Source organism: Roseateles sp., assembly GCF_019237615.1.
In the GTDB taxonomy this organism is placed as follows: Bacteria; Pseudomonadota; Gammaproteobacteria; order Burkholderiales; family Burkholderiaceae_C; genus Pelomonas.
The window spans coordinates 1-20,227 of sequence record NZ_JAFAGT010000031.1 but is presented as its reverse complement, the minus strand read 5'-3'; the positions used below and the strand labels follow the sequence as shown (position 1 = coordinate 20,227).

14 protein-coding genes and 1 tRNA gene are annotated in these 20,227 nt (G+C 67.7%); 9 read left to right on the top strand and 6 right to left on the bottom strand.

Features of this window, described 5'->3' with window-relative positions; genetic code table 11:
• Both JOY88_RS05545 and JOY88_RS05540 read left to right on the top strand, forming a co-directional pair.
• The coding region (locus JOY88_RS05545) for a RelA/SpoT family protein (RefSeq protein ID WP_293501059.1) at nucleotides 1-2,053 on the top strand (2,053 nt) is incomplete at its 5' end.
• Between the two features lie 46 nt (nucleotides 2,054-2,099).
• Nucleotides 2,100-2,176: transfer RNA gene (locus tag JOY88_RS05540), tRNA-Val, on the top strand.
• A 470-nt stretch (nucleotides 2,177-2,646) separates the two neighbouring features.
• Here JOY88_RS05540 and JOY88_RS05535 read toward each other — a convergent pair.
• The 3 genes from JOY88_RS05535 to JOY88_RS05525 all read right to left on the bottom strand — a co-directional run bounded on the left by JOY88_RS05535 (nucleotide 2,647) and on the right by JOY88_RS05525 (nucleotide 5,409).
• Complete coding sequence (locus JOY88_RS05535; protein WP_293501057.1) at nucleotides 2,647-4,467, bottom strand: asparagine synthase-related protein; 1,821 nt, start codon at nucleotides 4,465-4,467, stop codon at nucleotides 2,647-2,649.
• 15 nt (nucleotides 4,468-4,482) lie between these two features.
• Nucleotides 4,483-5,223: a lasso peptide biosynthesis B2 protein gene (locus JOY88_RS05530; RefSeq protein ID WP_293501055.1), complete on the bottom strand. Its 741-nt coding sequence runs from the start codon at nucleotides 5,221-5,223 to the stop codon at nucleotides 4,483-4,485.
• Between the two features lie 63 nt (nucleotides 5,224-5,286).
• Nucleotides 5,287-5,409 (bottom strand): hypothetical protein, encoded by a 123-nt coding sequence (locus tag JOY88_RS05525; protein WP_293501053.1) that lies wholly within the window; start codon nucleotides 5,407-5,409, stop codon nucleotides 5,287-5,289.
• A gap of 434 nt (nucleotides 5,410-5,843) precedes the next feature.
• Between JOY88_RS05525 and JOY88_RS05520 the strand changes: the two genes are divergently transcribed.
• On the top strand, nucleotides 5,844-6,827 hold the full coding sequence (locus tag JOY88_RS05520) for a hypothetical protein (protein ID WP_293501051.1): 984 nt from the start codon (nucleotides 5,844-5,846) through the stop codon (nucleotides 6,825-6,827).
• Nucleotides 6,828-6,973: 146 nt separating this feature from the next.
• Here the strand turns inward: JOY88_RS05520 and xdhC are convergent, their stop codons facing one another.
• The 3 genes from xdhC to xdhA are packed head-to-tail and all read right to left on the bottom strand — an operon-like array spanning nucleotide 6,974 to nucleotide 11,803.
• Nucleotides 6,974-7,786, bottom strand: coding sequence for a xanthine dehydrogenase accessory protein XdhC (xdhC, locus tag JOY88_RS05515; RefSeq protein ID WP_293501049.1), 813 nt, complete (start codon nucleotides 7,784-7,786; stop codon nucleotides 6,974-6,976).
• Nucleotides 7,783-10,191, bottom strand: coding sequence for a xanthine dehydrogenase molybdopterin binding subunit (gene xdhB, locus JOY88_RS05510; protein WP_293501047.1), 2,409 nt, complete (start codon nucleotides 10,189-10,191; stop codon nucleotides 7,783-7,785). Before xdhB ends, xdhC begins: the two co-directional genes overlap by 4 nt.
• A 16-nt stretch (nucleotides 10,192-10,207) precedes the next feature.
• Nucleotides 10,208-11,803 carry a xanthine dehydrogenase small subunit gene (gene xdhA / locus JOY88_RS05505; protein ID WP_293501045.1) on the bottom strand — a complete coding sequence of 532 codons (1,596 nt, stop codon included), beginning with the start codon at nucleotides 11,801-11,803 and terminating at the stop codon, nucleotides 10,208-10,210.
• Between the two features lie 93 nt (nucleotides 11,804-11,896).
• On the opposite strand from xdhA, the gene JOY88_RS05500 reads away from it, so the two are divergent.
• The 6 genes from JOY88_RS05500 to JOY88_RS05475 form a co-directional block, all read left to right on the top strand.
• Nucleotides 11,897-12,844: a LysR family transcriptional regulator gene (locus JOY88_RS05500; protein WP_293501061.1), complete on the top strand. Its 948-nt coding sequence runs from the start codon at nucleotides 11,897-11,899 to the stop codon at nucleotides 12,842-12,844.
• 11 nt (nucleotides 12,845-12,855) lie between these two features.
• Complete coding sequence (guaD, locus tag JOY88_RS05495; RefSeq protein WP_293501043.1) at nucleotides 12,856-14,157, top strand: guanine deaminase; 1,302 nt, start codon at nucleotides 12,856-12,858, stop codon at nucleotides 14,155-14,157.
• 93 nt (nucleotides 14,158-14,250) lie between these two features.
• Entirely contained in the window at nucleotides 14,251-15,594 is a 1,344-nt protein-coding gene (locus tag JOY88_RS05490) for an NCS2 family permease (RefSeq protein ID WP_293501041.1), read from the top strand.
• Nucleotides 15,595-16,113: 519 nt separating this feature from the next.
• The gene (gene kdpA / locus JOY88_RS05485; RefSeq protein ID WP_293501039.1) at nucleotides 16,114-17,910 is read left to right on the top strand and encodes a potassium-transporting ATPase subunit KdpA; all 1,797 of its coding nucleotides are present in this window, start codon (nucleotides 16,114-16,116) and stop codon (nucleotides 17,908-17,910) included.
• A complete protein-coding gene (kdpB, locus tag JOY88_RS05480; protein WP_293501037.1) occupies nucleotides 17,907-19,976 on the top strand; it encodes a potassium-transporting ATPase subunit KdpB in 2,070 nt (689 codons plus the stop codon). Before kdpA ends, kdpB begins: the two co-directional genes overlap by 4 nt.
• A 26-nt stretch (nucleotides 19,977-20,002) precedes the next feature.
• Nucleotides 20,003-20,227: TorF family putative porin (locus JOY88_RS05475; RefSeq protein ID WP_293501035.1), on the top strand; the 225-nt coding region annotated here is incomplete at its 3' end.

Here is a 20,227-nt window from a genome sequence, read left to right as displayed (position 1 = left end):
GCCGGCGATGCAGGCCGCCGCGTTCCTGGTCTATGCCGGCGATGGCCTGCAGCGACCGGCCGAGGTGGTGGAAAAGGCCTTCGGGCCCTCGTACGCCAGCCTGGTCGAACTCACGCGCAAGCTGGTGCGCATCCAGCGCAATGCGCGCGAGGCGCAGGTCGGGGACGAGCAGCGGGCCCAGCAGCCCGAGCGCGTGCGCAAGATGCTGCTGGCCTTCTCGCGCGACCTGCGCGTGGTGCTGCTGCGCCTGGCCTCGCGGCTGCAGTCGCTGCGCTGGTACGCGGCGGCCAAGCAGCCGTGCCCGCCGGAGCTGGCTGACGAATCCCAGGCCGTGTTCGCGCCGCTGGCCAACCGCCTGGGGATCTGGCAGATCAAGTGGGAGCTGGAGGACCTGGCCTTCCGCTTTCGCGAGCCCGCGGCCTATCGGGCGCTGGCCAAGGCCTTGCTCGAGACCCGCGTCGAGCGCGAGCAGCGCATCGAGGCCGCGCGCGCGGCGCTGCAGGCCGACCTCTACGCCCAGGGCATTGCCGCCGAGGTGCAGGGGCGGCCCAAGCACCTCTACAGCATCCACAAGAAGATGCAGGGCAAGGACTTGTCGCTGGACCGCGTCTTCGACCTGCGCGCGCTGCGCGTCATCGTCGCCAGCGTGGCCGACTGCTATGCCGTGCTGGCGCGGCTGCACGAGCTCTACACGCCGGTGCCCGGCGAGTTCGACGATTACATCGCCAAGCCCAAGCCCAACGGCTACCAGTCGCTGCACACCGTCGTGCTGGGCGCCGACGGTCGGGCGATGGAGGTGCAGATCCGCACCCGCGAGATGCACGAGCATGCCGAGCATGGCGTGGCGGCGCATTGGGCCTACAAGGAGGCGGGCGCGCGGGGCTATGCCGGCGTCAGCGCGGCGGGCGAGTTCGAGGCCCAGGTGGCGCAGGCCCGCAAGGCCGTGCTGAACCAGTTGCTGGCCTGGGAGCGCGACACCGCCGAAGGCGGGCCGGCCGGGGACGGGTTCAGCGACCGCATCTACGTCTTCACGCCGCAGGCCACCATCGTCGAGCTGGCGGCCGGCGCGACGCCGGTGGACTTCGCCTACGCGGTGCACACCGACCTCGGCCACCGCTGCCGTGGTGCCCGCATCGACGGCCAGATGCTGCCGCTGAACACGCCGCTGCACAGCGGCCAGACGGTGGAGATCATCGCGACCAAGGAGGGCGGGCCGTCGCTGGACTGGCTCAACCCCGAACTGGGCTATCTGCAGAGCCAGCGTTCGCGCGCCAAGGTGCGGGCCTGGTTCAACGCCCTGCAGCAGACGCAGACCATCGCCAAGGGCCGCGAGCTGGTCGAGAAGCTGCTGCAGCGCGAGGGCAAGACGGCATTGAAGCTCGACGAGCTGGCTGCTCGGCTGGGCTTCAAGGGGGCCGATGCGCTGTTCGAGGTGGTCGGCAAGGATGAGTACTCGCTGCGCAACATCGAGCTGCTGCTGCGTCCGCCCGAACCGGTCGCCGACGAGGATGAACTGCTGGCGCAGAGGCACACGCGCAGCGCCAGCAGCGACGCCAGCGGCGGCCGGGGCGGCGTGCTGGTGGTGGGCATCGACTCGCTGCTGACGACGCTGTCGCGCTGCTGCCGCCCCGCGCCGCCGGACGCCATCCAGGGCTTCGTCACGCGCGGCCGCGGCGTGGCCATCCACCGCAGCGACTGCAGCAACCTGGCCGAGATGAAGCGCCGCTCGCCGGAGCGCGTCATCGCCGTCGAATGGGGTGGCGGTGAGGTCGCGGGCAAGGGCGCGCCGGTCTACCCGGTCGACGTGCTCGTTGAGGCCGGCGACCGCCAGGGCCTGCTGCGTGACGTGCTCGAGGTGTTCGCGAAGGAGAAGATGAACGTCGTCGCCGTCAACACGCAGTCGTTGAAGCCCGGCGCCGCCAGGCCCAGGGCGGGCGGCGGCGACACGGCCTGGATGAGCTTCACGCTGGAGCTGTCGGACGCGTCCCGATTGACCAAGGTCCTGCGCGAGCTGTGCGCCATCTCCGGCGTGCGTTCTGCGCGCCGGAAGTGAACTCTGGCCAGGACCCCAAAAACCATGCTATAGTGCGAAGCTCTTCAGGCGCGTAGCTCAGTTGGTTAGAGCACCACCTTGACATGGTGGGGGTCGTTGGTTCGAATCCAATCGCGCCTACCAAATTCGGTAGGAAAACAAGGGGTTAGCGGTGACGCTAGCCCCTTTGTTTTTGCCTGTGCGGAAAAGGTGCGAAAGCTTGGAGGCCGCTGATTGCGGCTCTCGGGAGCGCTGATCAGTCTGCAGCTGTCGCTGCAGAAGCCGAAGTCCCCTCGCATGGGTGGCCAAGACGCTGGAGGTGGTCTCGATTGGTGAACGACGGGCGCCTTGTTGGGCCTGTTGCGCAACAGGTCGCGCCATTTGCCCGTGGAGTACACGGCTTGACCGGCCAAGGTTAGGGCGTTGTAGCACCTGCGGTAGTTGCAAGACGCGCCACCCTTTCGATGTGGGTGGCATGGCATGGCCCCGGTGCCGCTGGCTGCGACGAGCATCAGCGTGCCACCGATGTGAACCAGGGTTTCTCGGTCTAGCTCCTCGCTGAGCAGGCGCAGCGCGGCGCGCAGTGTCTGGAAGCGCGGCATGAAGCCGTCCAGTCAGGCGGGGCGCCGCACCACTGGCGCAGCCATGCGCTGCAGCCAGGCCTCTGTGGCGATGCAGGCGTGGATCTCGCTGATGTACGTGGCGGCCGACGAGGGCCGGTCGGTCAGTGCTGCTTCCACGCGCGGCCGATCCAGGAGCCCTTGCCGGGCAAGAAGCCCATCCAGCAGCAGTTCACGGGCGAACGGCAGGTTCCGCTGCAGGATTGCTGTTGCGTACATGTCCATGCCGCCTTTGGAGCGCCTGGTTGAGATCTCGACTGGCAGGTAGTCTGCGAAGGCCATGCGCGCCAGGGCGCGGCCTCTGCCACCTTGGGTCAGGACGTATGTCGGGATGGCCAGGCAGAGTTCCAGAAGTGGCTGTGACATGAGCGGATGGACCAGCTCGGGCGATGCGCCGCACAGGTAGTGGTTGTAGTACTCGAAGGGACTGATGAGCATGCCAAGCTGATGGAACTTGCCGATAGGCAGGTCTGACGCGTCCAGCCGGGACGGGTGAGAAAACCTTTCTGCGGTCCTCGCGGCCGCCTCCCTGGCTTGGCTTCGCATCAGTGTCGAGAAGCGATCAGCGCCGTTGGCCGGGCCGCCACGAAACGCCTGGTCGGTGACCGCCAGGCGGAAAGCCTTCCAGAAGGAGACCTTTCCCAGGCGGGCGGAATCCAGCGAAGCCTCCAGAAGGCCGAGGCCGAACCCGTGCAGCTTCAGGTAGTCAGCCGCGGGCCAGGTGCGCCGGAACTCGAAGAACAACTGGTCGCCCCCTGCGCCCGTGAAGATCGCGCTCGCTCGATGGGCCGCAGCGACGTCCGCGTCCGTGCGCGCGGTCCCCATGCCGCCGAGATAGTTTGCAGGGAGCGGCGTGCGAGTAACGTTCAGCACCTCTTCAAGGCGGAACTGGTCGTCGAGGCTTCTCTCGATGAGCGTCGCGCCAGCGCGTCGTGCTGCAAGTCGGGCATACGGGCGTTCGTCGCTATCCGTGCCTAGCGCGTGGTAGTTCAGGCAGGCGAACTTGGACGGCGTCCTTCGGAGGCCGAGGCACCCCAGCAGGATGGCTGAGTCCACGCCTCCGGAGAGTCGGAGCACGAATGGGTCGTAGCTGGACGCCCACCCCTGCACGCAGTCAACGGCAGTCTCCCGCAAGACGCGCGCTGCATCGGACGAGTCCATCAGGGGGCGGCGGGCGAAGTCCGCGGCACTCCACAGTCGAAGCGGTCCACTTCCGTGACCGTTCATGGAGGTGAGCTCGCCGGAGATCATCTGCGTCACGCCTTCCAAGGTTGTTTCGCGGCCATCGAGCCGGCCGAACAGCAGATGCGCAGCGGCGGCGTCCCAGTTCACGGGGGGAGAAGGGATGTTCAATAGGGAGAGCAGGTCTTCGAGTCGTGAGAGGACGATGGCGGCCCCCTGGACCTCCATGCGAAAGCAGGGTAGGGCGCCGGTGGGATCGCGAAGCACACGGCCTTCCCCTGTGCTGGCTGGCAAGAAGGCCACGTATCGCCCCCAGAACCGGTCGATCAAGGCGCGTCCTTCGGATTGCGCGATGTGCTGCGCTTCTGCTTCGGTCAGGGTGAGTTCGGCCTGGTCGCCTGGCGCCAGGGCCCTGCGCCGGAATAGGCGGCCAAGGACGACGCCGCTGTTCGAGGGCAGGGCGTGAACGTCGTTGATCCCATGCAAGGTGCCGGCGGTGTAGACGCGTAGTCCGGTCGTACAGAAGGCCTGATCCCAGTCCTTGTGGGATCTCAATGCCTGGTCCAGCCGTTCAGCCAGGTCCGACTGGGCAGCGTCGGCCGCCGCCCAACTGAAGCCGATGTAGCGGAACATGGTTGTCTGTGCCGCTCAAACCACCATGATCGGCGTGTAGGCGCGCACGTTCTCGTGCACGTCGTTCAGCACCGTGTTTCCGCTCTGCACCCATGAGTGCGCGCCGAATGGTCGTGTTCGTACGCCGATGACCCAGCGTGCAAACACTCCCTGCTTTGCCAGGAAGCGGATCAGGGTGAGGGAGTCATGCAGGCACTGATCGTGCGCGGTGAGCACGAAGGGGCGCAGGTGTGTGTAGGCCGCGACCGCTGCGCGGAGCATGTCTCCCTCAGGTGACTGCTTTGATCGGTGGCAGTCCTGCCGCTCCCGGATGACGCGGACGCGTATGTTTGCGAGGCTGCAACGACTGAGCCAGTGCGCCGCGACCGCAGCGGACAGAAGCAGGCTTGGCAGATGACGAGATTCGGACAGGACGGAGCGACCGCAGACGTCGGGGAGCATGCTCGCTCGCGCGGCATCGATTGATGCTCGGCCCGCCCCTGCATCGGACGTAATCGTCAGCATGCGTTGCTCAAGCAGCGTGTGCAGGCCTTGGTGAAGGCAAGGGCTTGGAGCTGTTGGTAGAGAGGTGGCTGACCGGGTGGGCCAATCAACAACAGCATCCGCCAGGGCTCCGAGTAGAGGGCCGCCAATGCCCATGTACTTGTTTCTCTTCAGGTCCAGCAGTACGACTTGCTCGTCGACGCGGCAGGCGCACACATGGTCTGCAAGGCGGTACAGCGGGGCCATGTCGGGTTGGAGTTCAGTGGGCGGCATAACGGCCTCCTCAGGCTGGGCGCGCAGCGTGGTAGCTGCGCGCCCAGCAGTTGCTTCGCCGGATCAGGGAACTTGGCGGAGCGGCGAGACTTCGCTCACCTCGGTGAAGTCGCCAATGGGGTCGCCCTTGGTTTGCTCCTTGGCGTCGCCCAGATCGATGATCTCAAGTTGCGGTGCGTCATTCATGATGATTTCCTTCCGGTTGAGTTGACGGGAGATTGCCCTTGGCCACGGCCTCAGGCAGGCCAAACATACGATTGATGCACCTCGGCATCCACTGATGATTTCGTTTGCAGTGCGGCGTTCGGTATCGGCGCGCCGAGCAAAGCGGCGTGGTTGCTTGTGCTGCGCGTTTCGAGGGGCGATGGCGTCAACCAGGTAGAGATGTAGTGATCGTTCGGCTTGCGATGAGGCGGGCTCGAACTACGCTTGGCTCATGCCCGCAATAGCTGCGGGCAAGGGCTGTTCGATGCCAGCACTACCAGGCTGACTGATCGTCGTCCTATGCTGACGCGATGATGCGAGTTGCACCGGGTCCTGCATAAAAGGAAGCCGAACGAGCGACTTTCCATCCGGGTAAACCTGTGGGGAAATACGCCGCCGGAGAACGTCATGGAGACATGGGCAACCCCATCGACCACGGCGAAGGTCTTGGAACCTGGCACGTCTACTGGCAAGGCGCGCGGGGTCGCGACCTGCTTGGCGACTTCTCATTGGTCAGTCGGATCCGATCTCGCTTGCTCGAAGCTCACAATCAACCTGGCCGCAAGCTCCTCTACTACCTTCTTACTCCGTCCGAGATACATCTACTAACCAACCTGTCGGGAGGGCAGTCCCCTTCGGCCTTCGCGCATGGGGTGGCCAACGTGATTGCCCGGTGGGTGCGCGACCACGATGCGATCCGTGGGCCGGTATTTGCAGCTCGCTATCGAGCCCGGCTCATCGAGGGCAAGGAGCACTTCCGGAGCGAAGTCCGCATGCTGGCGTGGAGGCCGGTTTCGATGAGATTGTGTCGAGCGCCGACACACTTTGCGCATTCAGCATTGCGGGCTGCTCTAGCTCTAAGCCGGCTACATGGATTTAATCCAGCGGCGCTGCACGGTCTGTTTGGCGCATCTGCTTCGGATGCCCGCATCGCTCTTCGAAAGTTGCTCGCCAACCGGCCATCTGAGACGGAAGCGCTGCAGTGGGCGTTGGCGCATGGATTGGCTCTTGCGACGGGCAAGGTTGGGCCAGCGGGTGCAATGTGCCGTGAGGTCAGGGGCGCAGCGGCGATGCTGGTGGCGGCCAGCGACTCCAGGGGAATTGAAGGTGCCCTTCAACTGCTGGAGCGCTGGGTGATCGTCAAGCTGAAGCTCCGCTCCGGACCTGGTTTGGCGGTCCGCAAGGACCATGTCGCTGCGCAGGCAAGAGCGTTGGTGGCCAACTTGGCCGTACAAGCAGGTCTATGTTCCGCCGCCGCGGCGGCAAGGTATTTCAGTCGGGCCAAGGCAACGCTTAGCGAGCAGATGGCCGCCTCTCGCAAGAGGTCGATCCATCGACAGATCTTGGCCATGCCCATGGTCCAGATTGCCCGGGAAGCCATCTCGCTCGCGGCTCATTGAAGTCGCCTCAGAGCCTGAGAAGCATTTGACCGCCGCAAGTTGCGTGGCTGACGTGCCATGGGATGAGGTAGTGGACAACCTGGGCTGCGAGCGCTTGCCTGCTCTGCGGGGAAGCGGAACAAGCCAGGGTCGGCCCCCAAGAATCCTCAGTGACCCCGCGGCGCAGCAGCGGGCAACTGCAGCAGCTGGGCCACCACCGCGATGGCGATGACCTCGGGTTCCTTGCCGTCGATGCCCGGCAGGCCGATCGGGCAGGTGATGCGGCCCAGCAGCTCGGCGGGAATGCCGCGGGCCTCGTAGCGGTGCAGGAAGCGTGCGTGCTTGGTCTTGGAGCCGATCAGACCCAGATAGCGGAAATCCCCGCGCCTGAGGATGGCCTCGGTGATGCGCAGGTCGAGATCGTGGTTGTGCGTGAGGACGAGGTAGCAGGCGTCCGGCGGCGCGATGCGAACCTCGGCCTCGACCGGTTCGACGCAGACCTTCTCGATGTGGGGCGGGAGGGTCTCCTCCGGCGGAAACTCGCTCTCGCGCTCGTCGATCCACTGCACCCGGCAATCGATGCCTGCCAGCAGCTTCACGATGGCGCGGCCGACATGGCCTGCGCCGTAGAGCTGCAGGAAGAACCTCGACGCTGCGGCCGGCCAGCTCTGCAGGCCTTGTTCATCGAGGCTCGCGTAGCGCAGCGTGACGGCGCCACCGCAGCATTGACCCAGGGCCGGGCCGAGCGGGTAGTGGTGCTCGACCGCCTCGCCGCCACCCTGGGCCAGAAGTCGGCGCGCCGTGTCGATGGCCAGCCACTCGAGATGGCCGCCGCCTATGGTGCCCAGGGCTTCATTGGCCGACACCAGCATGCGTGTGCCCGTCTCGCGTGGCGCCGAGCCCTTGGTGGCCTTCACCTCGACGACGACGGCTGGCTGGCCTGCGGCCAGCCAGCGCGCGGCAGCGGCTCGCAGGGTCACGCACCACCTCGCGTGACCGCATCGATGGCATCCAGAATCGCCTCGCAGGTCGCCGGCGCCCGCAGCGGCGGGTCGACACGATGTCCGCCTACCGCCGACACCGCATCGCGAATCGCGAGGAAGACCGAGAACGGCAACAGCAGCGGCGGCTCGCCCACCGCCTTGGAGCGATGGATGCTGTCTTCCACGTTGTCGTTCTCGAACAGCCTCACGTTGAACTCCGGTGGGCAGTCGTTGGCCGTCGGGATCTTGTAGGTGCTGGGGGCATGCGTCATCAGCCGGCCGGTCTGCGGATGCCACACCAGCTCTTCCATCGTGAGCCAGCCCATGCCCTGGATGAAGCCGCCCTCGATCTGGCCGATGTCCACCGCCGGGTTCAGCGAACGACCAACGTCGTGCAGCACGTCGGCGCGCAGCAGCTTCCATTCGCCGGTCAGCGTGTCCACGACCACCTCGCTCAGCGCGGCACCGTAGGCGAAGTAGAAGAAGGGCCGGCCCTGCAGCTTCTCGCGGTCCCAGTGCAGGCCCGGCGTGGCGTAGAAGCCGTCGGACCACAGCTGCACGCGGGCCTCGTAGGCTGCGCGCACGAGCTCGGGGAAGGGGATCTGCCGGCCATTCACCGTCACCATGTCGTTGGCGAACCGCACCTCCCTGGCCTCGCCGCCGTGGCGCTGCGCTGCAAACGCGGCCAGGCGCTCACGCACCCGGCGCGCGGCGTCCTGGGCTGCCTTGCCGTTGAGGTCGGTCCCGGTGGAGGCAGCGGTGGCGGAGGTGTTGGCGACCTTCTGCGTGTCGGTGGCGGTCACGCGCACCGTGTCGAAGCTGACCCCCAGCTCGTGCGCGACCACCTGCGCGACCTTGGTGTTCAGGCCCTGGCCCATCTCGGTGCCGCCATGATTCACGAGCATGGAGCCGTCGCTGTAGACATGCACCAGGGCGCCTGCCTGGTTGAAATGCGCCACGTTGAACGAGATGCCGAACTTCAGCGGTGTCAGTGCCAGGCCCTTCTTCAGCACCGGGCTGGTGGCGTTGAAGGCCGCGACCTCCTGGCGGCGCGCGGCATAGCGGGCCTCGGTGGCGAGCTCGTCGACCAGGCCGTGGATCACGTTGTCGTCCACCTGCTGGCCGTAGGGCGTGACATTGCGTTCACCCACGCCGTAGAAATTGGCGCGCCGCACGTCCAGCGCATCCCGGCCCAGGGCCCGCGCGACGGAGTCGAGGATCACCTCGGCCGCGATGGCGCCCTGCGGCCCGCCGAAGCCGCGGAAGGCCGTGTTGCTCTGTGTGTTGGTGCGTGCGCTGTAGCCGTGGATGGCCACGTCGGGCAGCCAGTAGGCGTTGTCGAAGTGGCACAGCGCCCGTGTCATCACCGGGCCGGACAGGTCGGCCGAGAAGCCGGCGTTGGACAGCATGTCGATCTCGGCACCGAGCAGGCGGCCCTCGTCGTCGTAGCCCACCTCGTACTCGTACTCGAAGCCGTGGCGGCGGCCGGTGATCATGAAGTCGTCGTCGCGGTCCAGGCGCAGCTTGACCGGGCGGCCGAGCCGCTTTGCGGCGATGGCGGCCACGCTGGCGAACAGCGCCGACTGCGATTCCTTGCCCCCGAAGCCGCCGCCCATGCGGCGGCACTCCACATGCACGTGGTGGGCGTGCAGGCCCAGCGCATGGGCCACCACATGCTGCATCTCGCTCGGGTGCTGCGTCGAGCAATGCACGCGCATGCCGTCGTTCTCGGTGGGGATTGCGTAGGAGATCTGGCCTTCGAGGTAGAACTGTTCCTGGCCGCCGACGCTGAGCCGGCCCTTGAGACGATGCGGCGCGCTGGCGATGGCCCGCCTGGCGTCGCCGCGCCGCATGTGCATCGGCGGCAGCACATAGCTCTGCGCCGCATGCGCGGCCTGCGGCGTCAGCAGGGCGGGCAGCGGCTCGATGTCCAGCACCTGCCTGGCCTGCGCGGCGGCGCGGCGGGCCAGTTCCCGATCGGTCGCGATGACGGCGAAGACCGGCTGGCCGAGGTAGTGCACCTCGCCGTCGGCAAGGATGGGGTCATCGTGGACGATGGGCCCGCAGTCGTTGATGCCCGGGATATCGGCCGCCGTCAGCACGGCCACGACGCCGGGGAGGGCGCGGATCTGCTCGACGGCGAGGGCCTTGATGCGGCCATGGGCCACCGGCGACAGGCCGAGCGCGGCATGCAGCGTGCCGGCCAGCTCGGGCATGTCGTCGATGTAAGCGGCCGCGCCGGCCACGTGCAGGTGGGCCGACTCGTGCGGGCGGCTGATGCCCACGCGCAAGCCCTCGCGCTGGCGCCGCGCCTCGGCTTCGCCGTCGATGCGTGCGTGGTGCCGGAGGTCGGCAGGCGCCTGTCCGGGCTGGGGCAGAAAGGCTTCGACTTGCTTGTTCATCGGGGGCTCCGGGGGCTCAGGTGGCGCTGGTGACGTGGGGCATCGCGCTCCACACGCTGGTCTGCTCGGGGGCGAGCGGCGCGTCGCGGCGGGTCTCGAGCCAGAAGCGCCGCAGCAGGTTGCCGGCGCTGCGCAGCCGGTACCCTGCGCTGGCGCGCATGTCGGTGAGCGGCTTGAAGTCCTGCGCCAGGGCGGCCACCGCGGCCTCGAGCGTGGCCCCGTTCCAGGGTTGGCCGAGCACCGCGGCCTCCGCGCCGGCCGCTCGCTTGACGGTGGCGGCCATGCCGCCGAAGGCGAAGCGCGCCGCCGTCACGGTGTCGCCATCGAGCGAGAGGGCGAGGCCCGCGGCGACGGCCGAGATGTCGCAATCGAAGCGCTTGGAGAGCTTGTATGCGCGTACCCGGGTGTCCGGCGTCGGCAGGGGCACCTCCAATGCCTCGATGAACTCGCCGGGTTGCATGGCGTTCTTCATGTAATCCAGGTAGAAGTCATCGAGCAGCAGCCTGCGCTGGCTCTGGCCCTGGCGCAGCACGATGCTCGCGCCAAGCGCCATCAGCACCGGTGCGCTGTCGCCGATGGGCGAGCCGTTGGCGATGCTGCCGCCCAGGGTGCCGGCATTGCGCACCGGAGGCGACGCAAAGCGCAGCCACATGTCCTGCAGCGCGGGCATCTCGGCTGTCAGGGCACTCCAGGCATCTTCGAGCGGCGCGGCAGCCCCGATGCGCATGACGCCGTCCTCCCGGCGCTCGATGCGCTTGAGTTCGTCGACGTCGCCGATGTAGAGCAGGTCGCCGAGGTCGCGGAACTGCTTGTTCGACCACAGGCCGATGTCGGTGCAGCCCGCCAGCAGGCGCGCCTGCGGGTGCTGCTCGCGCAGGGCGGCGAAGTCGTCGAGACGGCGCGGCGCCCAGTAGCGGTCGCGGCGCGGGCCGGCCTCCGTCGGTGCGGCCTGATTGGGCCCCGTGTAGGCGAGGGCATCGGCGAGCTGCAGTTCGCGCAACGCCTTCACGACGGGCTTGGTGTCCAGCCTCGCGAGTCCCGATCTCGGCAGCTCAAACATGCGCTCCCCGGCGTCGAGGATGGGGCGGTAGCCGGTGCAGCGGCACAGGTTGCCGGAGAGATCGTCGGCCAGTTGCTGCCGAGTGGGCCGCGTGCCGGCCTCGCAGTGGCGCTCATAGGTGGCGGTCAGGGACATCGCGAAGCCCGGGGTACAGAAGCCGCATTGCGAAGCGTGGCATTCCACCAGCGCCTGCTGCACGGGGTGGGGCGCGCCGCCGCCGATGCGCTGCAGGTCTTCGACGGTCAGCAGCGCCTTGCCGTCCAGCGTGGGCAGGAACTGGATGCAGGCGTTGACCGTGCGCAGCGAGAGCTCGCCGACGATGGTGGCCTGCGCCGAGGGGGTGCCGATCTGCCGCGCATGCTCGGCCAGCTCGGCCACGATCACGGTGCAGGCCCCGCAGTCGCCCTCGTTGCAGCCCTCCTTGGTGCCGGTGCAGCGCGCGTCCTCGCGCAGCCAGTTGAGCACCGTGCGGGTGGGCGCCACACCGTCCACGTTGACGATCTCGCCGCGGTCGTGGTGATAGAAGCGGATGGGCCGGGTTTGCGAGTCCATGGGAGCTTTGCGAGTCAGGTGATGGACGAAAGTTACCTGCTCGCCGGCAAATGGATATATTCAATCGCGCATATCAAACATCAATGTAAACGTATGTCAGAGCGTGCCGTTTTCGACAAGATTGAGTTGTATCTCGTCAGGGTCTTTCACACCGTGATCTCCGAACGCAGTGTCTCTCGCGCCGCCCTGCGGCTGCAGACCAGCCAGCCGGCCGTCAGTGCCCAGTTGAAGCGCCTGCGTTCCCTGATCGGTGACCCGCTGCTGGTGCGCTCCGGCCAGGGCATGGCGCCCACCGACGTCGCCCTGGAGCTGCTCGAGCCCGCCACCGAGCTGCTGCGCAGCGCGCAGCTGATGTTCGGCTCGCGCGCCAAGGGCATGGACTTCGACGCGGCGCACAGCACGATCATGTTCCGCGTCGCGGCAAGCGACTACCTCGACCCCCTGTTCCTGCCCGAGCTGGTGGCGCAGATCAAGACCACGGCGCCTGGCGTCAAGCTGGAGGTCCTGCCGCTGTCGGGCGAGTACGACTACCGCCGCAGCCTGGCCCGCGCCGAGGTCGACCTGGTGATCGGCAACTGGCTGGAGCCTCCGGGCGAATTGCACCTGGGCCGGTTGCTGACCGACGAGGTGGTCTGCCTGGTGGCGGAGGACCATCCCGCCGTGCGCAGCCCGCGCTGGTGGACCGCCGAGCGCTACCTGCAAAGCGAGCATATTGCGCCGACGCCGCTGCACCCCGGCGCACGGGGCGTCATCGACGAGCACCTGCTCGGGCTCGGCCTGTCGCGCAGCATCGCCGTTCGCTGCCCCCATTTCGGGCAGGTGCCCCTGATGGTGGCGCGTTCGCGGCTGGTGCTGACCACCGGGCGCCAGTTCTGCAACCGCTACATCGGCCAGCTGCCGCTGCGCATCGTGCGCTGTCCGGTGAGCTTTCCCGCGCTCAACTACTACCAGCTCTGGCACGAGCTGAACCACCATTCCGCCGCCGGTCGCTGGCTGCGCGAGCAGGTGCGTGAAGTGGCGCAATCCCTCAGCAAACGTTGAATCCGACCTACATGACAATTCGCCAGCGCCACGCCCTACGCGGTGACCTGCTCGACTTCACCGCCGATCCCGGCTTCGCCGCCCCGGCGGGGGCGCAGGGCGTGCGCTATCGTCCGGACCACTGGCTGCTGGTCGAGGACGGGCGCATTGCCGGTGTCCAGGCCGACGCGCCCGACGCCAGCTGGGAGCGCATCGACCACCGCGGCCGCCTGCTCATGCCCGGCTTCGTCGACACGCACGTGCACAGCCCCCAGCTCGACGTGATCGCCTCCTACGGCACCGAGCTGCTGGAGTGGCTGAACACCTATACCTTCCCGGCCGAGCGGCGCTATGCCGACCCGGAGGTCGCCACGGCCGGCGCGGAGCGCTTCCTGGATGCGTTGCTGGCCCATGGCACCACTTCGGCAGTGGTCTTCCCGACGGTGCACAAGGTCTCGGCCGAAGCGCTGTTCGCCGGCGCCGAGCGGCGCGGCATGCGCCTCATCGCCGGCAAGATCCTGATGGACCGCCACGCCCCCGACGGGTTGCGCGACGACGTGGCGCAGGCCGAACGCGACTGCGTCGACCTCGTGCAGCGCTGGCACGGGCGCGGGCGGCTGGCCTATGCGCTGACCGTGCGCTTCGCGCCCACCAGCACCTCGGCCCAGATGCACATGGCGGCCGCGCTGCTCAAGGCCTACCCCGGCACCTACATGCAGACCCATGTGGCGGAGAACCGCGACGAGGTTCGCTGGGTGGCCGAGCTTTTCCCGCAGGCGCGCAGCTATCTCGACGTTTACCACCGCCACGGCCTGCTCAACGAGCGCGCCGTGCTGGCCCACGGCATCTGGCTCGACGACCTGGATCGCGTGCTGCTGCGCGAGACCGGCGCGCAGATCGCGCACAGCCCCAGCTCCAACCTCTTCCTCGGCAGCGGCCTGTTCGACTGGCTGGGTGCGGAGGGGCAGGGGGCACATGTCACGCTCGCGACCGACGTCGGCGGCGGCACCAGCCTGTCGATGATCCGCACGCTGGCCGATGCCTACAAGGTGCAGGCCATGCGCGGGGTCAAGCTCACCGCCTACAAGGCGTTGTACGGCGCGACCCGCGGCGCGGCGCGCGCGCTGGGCCTGGCACACGAGATCGGCAGCTTCGACAGCGGCTGCCAGGCCGATGTCGCGGTCTGGGACTGGGCCACCACGCCCTTGATGCAGCACCGCATCGGCCTCGCGCAGGATCTGCACGAGAAGCTCTTCGCCTGGATGACCCTGGGTGACGAGCGCCTGCTGCAGGCGGCCTACGTGGCCGGCATACCGAGATACCGCCGGGAGTGACGACAACCCGGCAACCACCACCCCGCCCCGCCATGATCGCGCGCAGACGCGACACCACCGGGCACACCCTTGACGAGCGAAGCAGGAGACAACATGCAGACCCCGAACCCGACCGCTGGATCAGCGGCCATACCAACCACAGCGCCTTCGTGGCTGGAGCGCTTCTTCAAGCTCCAGGCGCACGGCACCAGCGTGCGCACCGAAGTGCTGGCCGGCCTGACCACATTCCTGACGATGGCCTACATCATCTTCGTCAACCCGACGATCCTGGGTGATGCGGGCATGCCCAAGGGCGCGGTCTTCGTCGCCACCTGCCTGATCGCGGCGCTCGGCACCCTCATCATGGGCCTGTACGCCAACTTTCCCGTCGCGACGGCGCCCGGCATGGGGCTCAATGCCTACTTCGCCTACGTCGTCGTGCTGGGCATGGGCTTCAAATGGCAGGTTGCGCTGGGCGCGGTCTTCATCTCGGGCTGCCTGTTCCTGGCCGTGACCCTGTTCCGGCTGCGCGAGTTGATCATCCGTGGCATCCCGCATTCGCTGCGCATCGGCATCACGGTGGGCATCGGCATGTTCCTGGCCATCATCGCGCTCAAGAGCGCCGGCATCGTCGCGGCCTCGCAGGCAACCTATGTGACCTTGGGCGACCTGCACAAGCCCTCGGTGGTGCTGGCCGTGATCGGCTTCTTCACCATCGTCGTGCTGGACTGCCTGAAGGTGCGCGGCGCCATCCTGATCGGCATCCTGGAAGTGACGGTGCTGTCCTTCTTCTTCTCGGGCAACCAGTTCTCCGGCATCTTCGACATGCCGCCCTCGATCGCACCCACGTTCATGCAACTCGACATCCGGGGGGCGCTTGGCGTGGGGGTGTTCAACATCATCCTGGTGTTCTTCCTGGTCGAGCTCTTCGACGCGACGGGCACGCTGATGGCGGTCGCCAAGCGCGCCGGCCTGCTGGTCGAAGGCAAGGTAGACCGCATGAACAAGGCGCTGCTTGCCGACAGCGGCGCGATCTTCGCCGGCTCGCTGCTGGGCACCTCCAGCACGACCGCCTACATCGAGAGCGCTTCCGGCGTTCAGGCGGGCGGGCGCACCGGGCTGACGGCCGTGACGGTCGCCGTGCTGTTCCTGGCCTGCCTCTTCATCGCGCCGCTGGCCGGCGCGGTGCCTGCCTACGCGACGGCACCCGCGCTGCTCTACGTGGCCTGCCTGATGCTGCGCGAGCTGACCGAGCTGGACTGGGACGAGACGACGGAGGTCGTCCCCGCCGCGGTGACGTCGCTGGCGATGCCGCTGACCTACTCGATCGCCAACGGCCTGGCCTTCGGCTTCATCACCTATGCCGTGTTGAAGCTCTTCACCGGAAGGTGGCGCGAGGCGCACCCGATGGTGTGGATCATCGCTGCGATCTTCCTCTTCAAGTTCGCCTACGTCTGACAGCGTATTCAGAGTCCCGGCTCTACTGAATCCTTGATATGAAAAGCCCCCGGCTCGAGAGAGCCGGGGGCTTTTCTACTCCTGCCGCTCCGGTCGGCAGTGGCCAGGCAGCGGAGTTCCCCCGCCCGCGGCCTTGCGCTCAATTCCGTCGTCAGTGACGGAGGGAGCGCGCTGTCGAGTCGTCTCGGCAGGCCTGCAGCGTGCAAATGCGCCGCTGCATGCGGCCGCCTCATGCATCTTGATGAGATCTTGATGCGGACGGCCCTGTTCTTGTTAGCGATTTGACGCCCCGCTTTACAGAATTCCTCTCAACAAAGGAGGGTGTCATGGACATCGTATTTCTGGGCCTGGGCGTTGCGCTCGCCGTCATCACGGCGCTGGCCGCCTGGGGCTGCGAGCGCCTGCGCGGCCAACGCAATGGAGGTCGCTCATGAGCATTCTTGAATGGATCGCGGCCGGGCTGGTGGCCTTCCTCGTGGTCTACCTGTTCTGGGCCTTGCTGTTTCCGGAGGACCTGACATGAAGACCTCCGCGTGGATTCAACTGGTCATGTTCCTGGTCGTGCTGTTCGCGCTGGCCTGGCCGCTGGCGCGCTGGATCTATGCGGCCATGGAGGGCCGCATCGAATGGCTGCGCCGCGCCGAGCGCGGGCTGCTGAGGCTGGCTGGCGTCAATGCCGATGCCGAGCAGGGTTGGCTTCGCTATGTACTGGGCCTGCTGATCTTCAACGCGCTGGGCGTGCTGGCCGTCTATGCGCTGCAGCGCGTGCAGCAGTGGCTGCCGCTGAACCCGCAGGGCATGGGCCCGGTCGCGCCGGACTCGGCCTTCAACACCGCGGTCAGCTTCGTGACCAACACGAACTGGCAAGGCTATGGTGGCGAGTCGACGATGAGCTACCTGACGCAGATGCTGGCGCTGACGGTACAGAACTTCCTGTCCGCGGCGACCGGCATCGTCGTTGCCGTGGCCCTGGTGCGTGGCTTCGCGCGCCATTCGAGCCAGGCCATCGGCAACGTCTGGGCCGACCTGACCCGCGCGACGCTGTGGGTTCTGCTGCCGCTGTCCCTGGTCTTCGCGCTGCTGCTGACTGGCCTGGGCGTCGTGCAGACGTTCAAGCCCTATCAGGAGGTGACGACCCTTGAGACCCAGAGTTGGCAGGAGCCCAGGCTGGACGCGGCGGGCCAGCCGCTCAAGGGGGCTGACGGCCAGCCGGTGCTGGAAGACAAGTCCGGCCGCAGCCAGAGCATCGCGCTCGGCCCGGTCGCCTCCCAGCTCGCCATCAAGATGCTGGGCACCAATGGCGGTGGCTTCTTCAACGCCAACTCGGCCCATCCGTTCGAAAACCCGACGGCGGCGACCAACGCGCTGCAGATGCTGTCCATCTTCCTGATCCCGGCGGCGCTGTGCTTCGTGATGGGACGCCAGGTGGGCGACCTGCGCCAGGGCTGGGCGCTGCTGGGCGCGATGACGGCGATGTTCGTCGTCGCCGTCGTTGTCGCGACCGGCGCCGAGCAGGCCGGCAACCCGCGCCTGGCGGCGCTGGGTGTCGACCAGGCAGCCACGGTGACGCAGTCCGGCGGCAACATGGAAGGCAAGGAGGTGCGCTTCGGCATCGACGCCTCGTCGCTGTTCGCCGTCATCACGACGTCGGCCAGCTGCGGCGCGGTCAACGCGATGCACGACAGCTTCACGCCGCTGGGCGGCGCCGTGCCCCTGGTCATGATTCAGCTGGGCGAGGTGGTCTTCGGCGGCGTCGGCGCGGGCCTGTACGGCATGCTGGTCTTCGCCATCCTGTCCGTCTTCGTGGCCGGCCTGATGATCGGCCGCACGCCGGAGTACATGGGCAAGAAGATCGAGGCCCATGAGATGAAGATGGTGTCGCTGGCCATCCTGCTGACACCGCTGGCCGTGCTGGTCGGCACCGCCGTCGCGGTCGTCATGGAGCCGGGCAGGGCAGGCATCGCGGCGCCTGGCGCGCATGGCTTCAGCGAGGTGCTGTACGCGTTCTCGTCCGCCGCCAACAACAACGGCAGCGCCTTCGCGGGCCTGTCGGCGAATACGCCCTTCTACAACCTGCTGCTGGGCCTGGTGATGTGGATAGGCCGCTTCGGCGTCATCGTGCCGGTGCTGGCCATGGCCGGCTCGCTCGCGGCCAGGAAGCGTCTGGCGGTCGGCGAAGGCACGCTGCCCACGCATGGCCCGCTCTTCGTCGTGCTGCTGATCGGTGCCGTGCTGCTGGTCGGTCTTCTGAACTACGTGCCGGCGCTGGCCTTGGGCCCCGTCGTCGAGCATCTGATCCTGTGGGGGGGCGCATGAGTCGCGAAACTTCAACCCGAAAGGGCTTCTCCCTGTTCGACCCGGCGCTGACCCGCGCCGCGCTGGTCGACGCCTTCCGCAAGCTGGACCCGCGCACGCAGTTGCGCAATCCGGTCATGTTCGTCGTCTATCTGGGCAGTTTGCTGACGACGGCGTTGTCCGTCGCCCGGCCGGACGGTTTCGTCGTCGCGGTGACGGTCTGGCTCTGGTTCACGGTCCTGTTCGCCAACTTCGCCGAGGCGCTGGCCGAGGGCCGCAGCAAGGCCCAGGCGGCGGCGCTGCGCGGTCTGAAGAAGGAAACCTGGGCCAAGGTTATCGACGAGTGGAAGCCCGGCAGCGGGCGCTACGGCCTCAAATGGCACCCGCGCGAGGCCGGCACGCTGCGCAAGGGCGAGGTCATCCTCATCGACGCCCACGACGTCGTCCCCGCCGATGCGGAGGTCGTCGAAGGCGTGGCCTCCGTGGACGAGAGCGCCATCACCGGCGAATCGGCACCCGTCATCCGGGAAAGCGGCGGCGACTTCTCAGCGCTGACGGGCGGCACGCGCGTACTGTCGGACTGGGTCATCGCCCGCGTCGCTGTCAACCCCGGCGAGACCTTCGTCGACCGCATGATCGCGATGGTGGAGAGCGCTCAGCGCAAGCGCACGCCCAACGAGATCGCGCTGACCATCCTGCTTGTCGCGCTGACGCTGGTCTTCCTGGGCGTCTGCGCCACGCTGCTGCCGTTCTCTCAGTTCAGCGTGGCCGTCGCGGGCGCCGGCCAGCCGGTCGGCATCGTGGTGCTGGTGGCGCTGCTGGTATGCCTGATCCCCACGACCATTGCCGGCCTGCTGTCGGCCGTGGGCGTGGCGGGCATGAGCCGCATGCTGCAGGCCAACGTCATCGCCACCTCGGGCCGCGCAGTCGAGGCCGCGGGCGACGTGGATGTGCTGCTGCTGGACAAGACCGGCACCATCACACTCGGCAACCGCCAGGCCGACGCCTTCTGGCCCGTGGACGGCGCCAGCGAGGCCCGGCTCGCCGAGGCCGCCCGCCTGGCCTCGCTGGCCGACGAGACGCCCGAGGGACGCAGCATCGTGGCGCTGGCGGAGCGCAAGTTTGGTGCCAGCGCCGCGGCCGCGGAGGCCGGGCTGTTCGTTCCCTTCACGGCCCAGACCCGCATGAGCGGCGTTGACCTGGGCGCGCGCCAGATCCGCAAGGGCGCCGGCAGCGCCGTGCGCAGCCATGTCGAGGCGCTGGGTGGCCGCTGGCCCGCCAGCGTGCAGGCCGTCGTGGACGAGGCCGCGCGCCGCGGCAGCACGCCGCTGGTGGTGGCCGACGGCGCCCATGTGCTGGGGATCGTGGAGCTGAAGGACATCGTCAAGCCCGACATCAGGGAGCGCTTCGCGCAACTGCGCCGCATGGGCATCAAGACGATCATGATCACCGGCGACAACCGGCTGACGGCCGCGGCCATTGCGGCCGAGGCCGGCGTGGACGACTTCCTCGCCGAGGCCACCCCCGAGGCCAAGCTGACGCTGATCCGCGAGCACCAGGCCCAGGGGCGGCTGGTGGCCATGACCGGCGACGGCACCAACGACGCGCCGGCCCTGGCCCAGGCCGACGTCGCCGTGGCGATGAACACCGGCACGCAGGCCGCCAAGGAGGCCGGCAACATGGTGGACCTCGACAGCAACCCCACCAAGCTCATCGAGGTGGTGGAGACCGGCAAGCAGATGCTGATGACGCGCGGCTCGCTGACGACCTTCTCCATCGCCAACGATCTGGCCAAGTACTTCGCCGTGCTGCCGGCGGCCTTCGTGTCGACCTACCCGCAGCTGTCGGCGCTGAACGTGATGCGGCTGGAGAGCCCGGCCTCGGCCATTCTGTCCGCGGTCATCTTCAACGCGCTGATCATCGTCGCGCTGATCCCGCTGGCGCTGAAGGGCGTGCGCTACCGCGCCATCGGCGCCGCCGCCCTGTTGCGCCGCAACCTGCTGGTCTACGGCCTGGGCGGCGTCGTCGTCCCCTTCATCGGCATCAAGGCCATCGACCTCATCCTCGTCGCGCTGGGCCTGGCCTGAACCCGCGACCCCTTCTACCTTCCATCATGATGAAAACTCTCCTGTCCTTGCTGGTCCTTGCAGCGGCCGTTCCGGCCTTTGCCGAGGAGGGCGCCGCACCGGTCGATCCGCTGTCGTTCAACGTCGGCGTGGTCAGCGAGTACCGCTACCGCGGCATCAGCCAGACCCGCCTGAAGCCGGCGCTGCAGGGCGGCATCGACTACGCCGACCCCAGTGGCTTCTACATCGGCAGCTGGGCCTCGACGATCAAG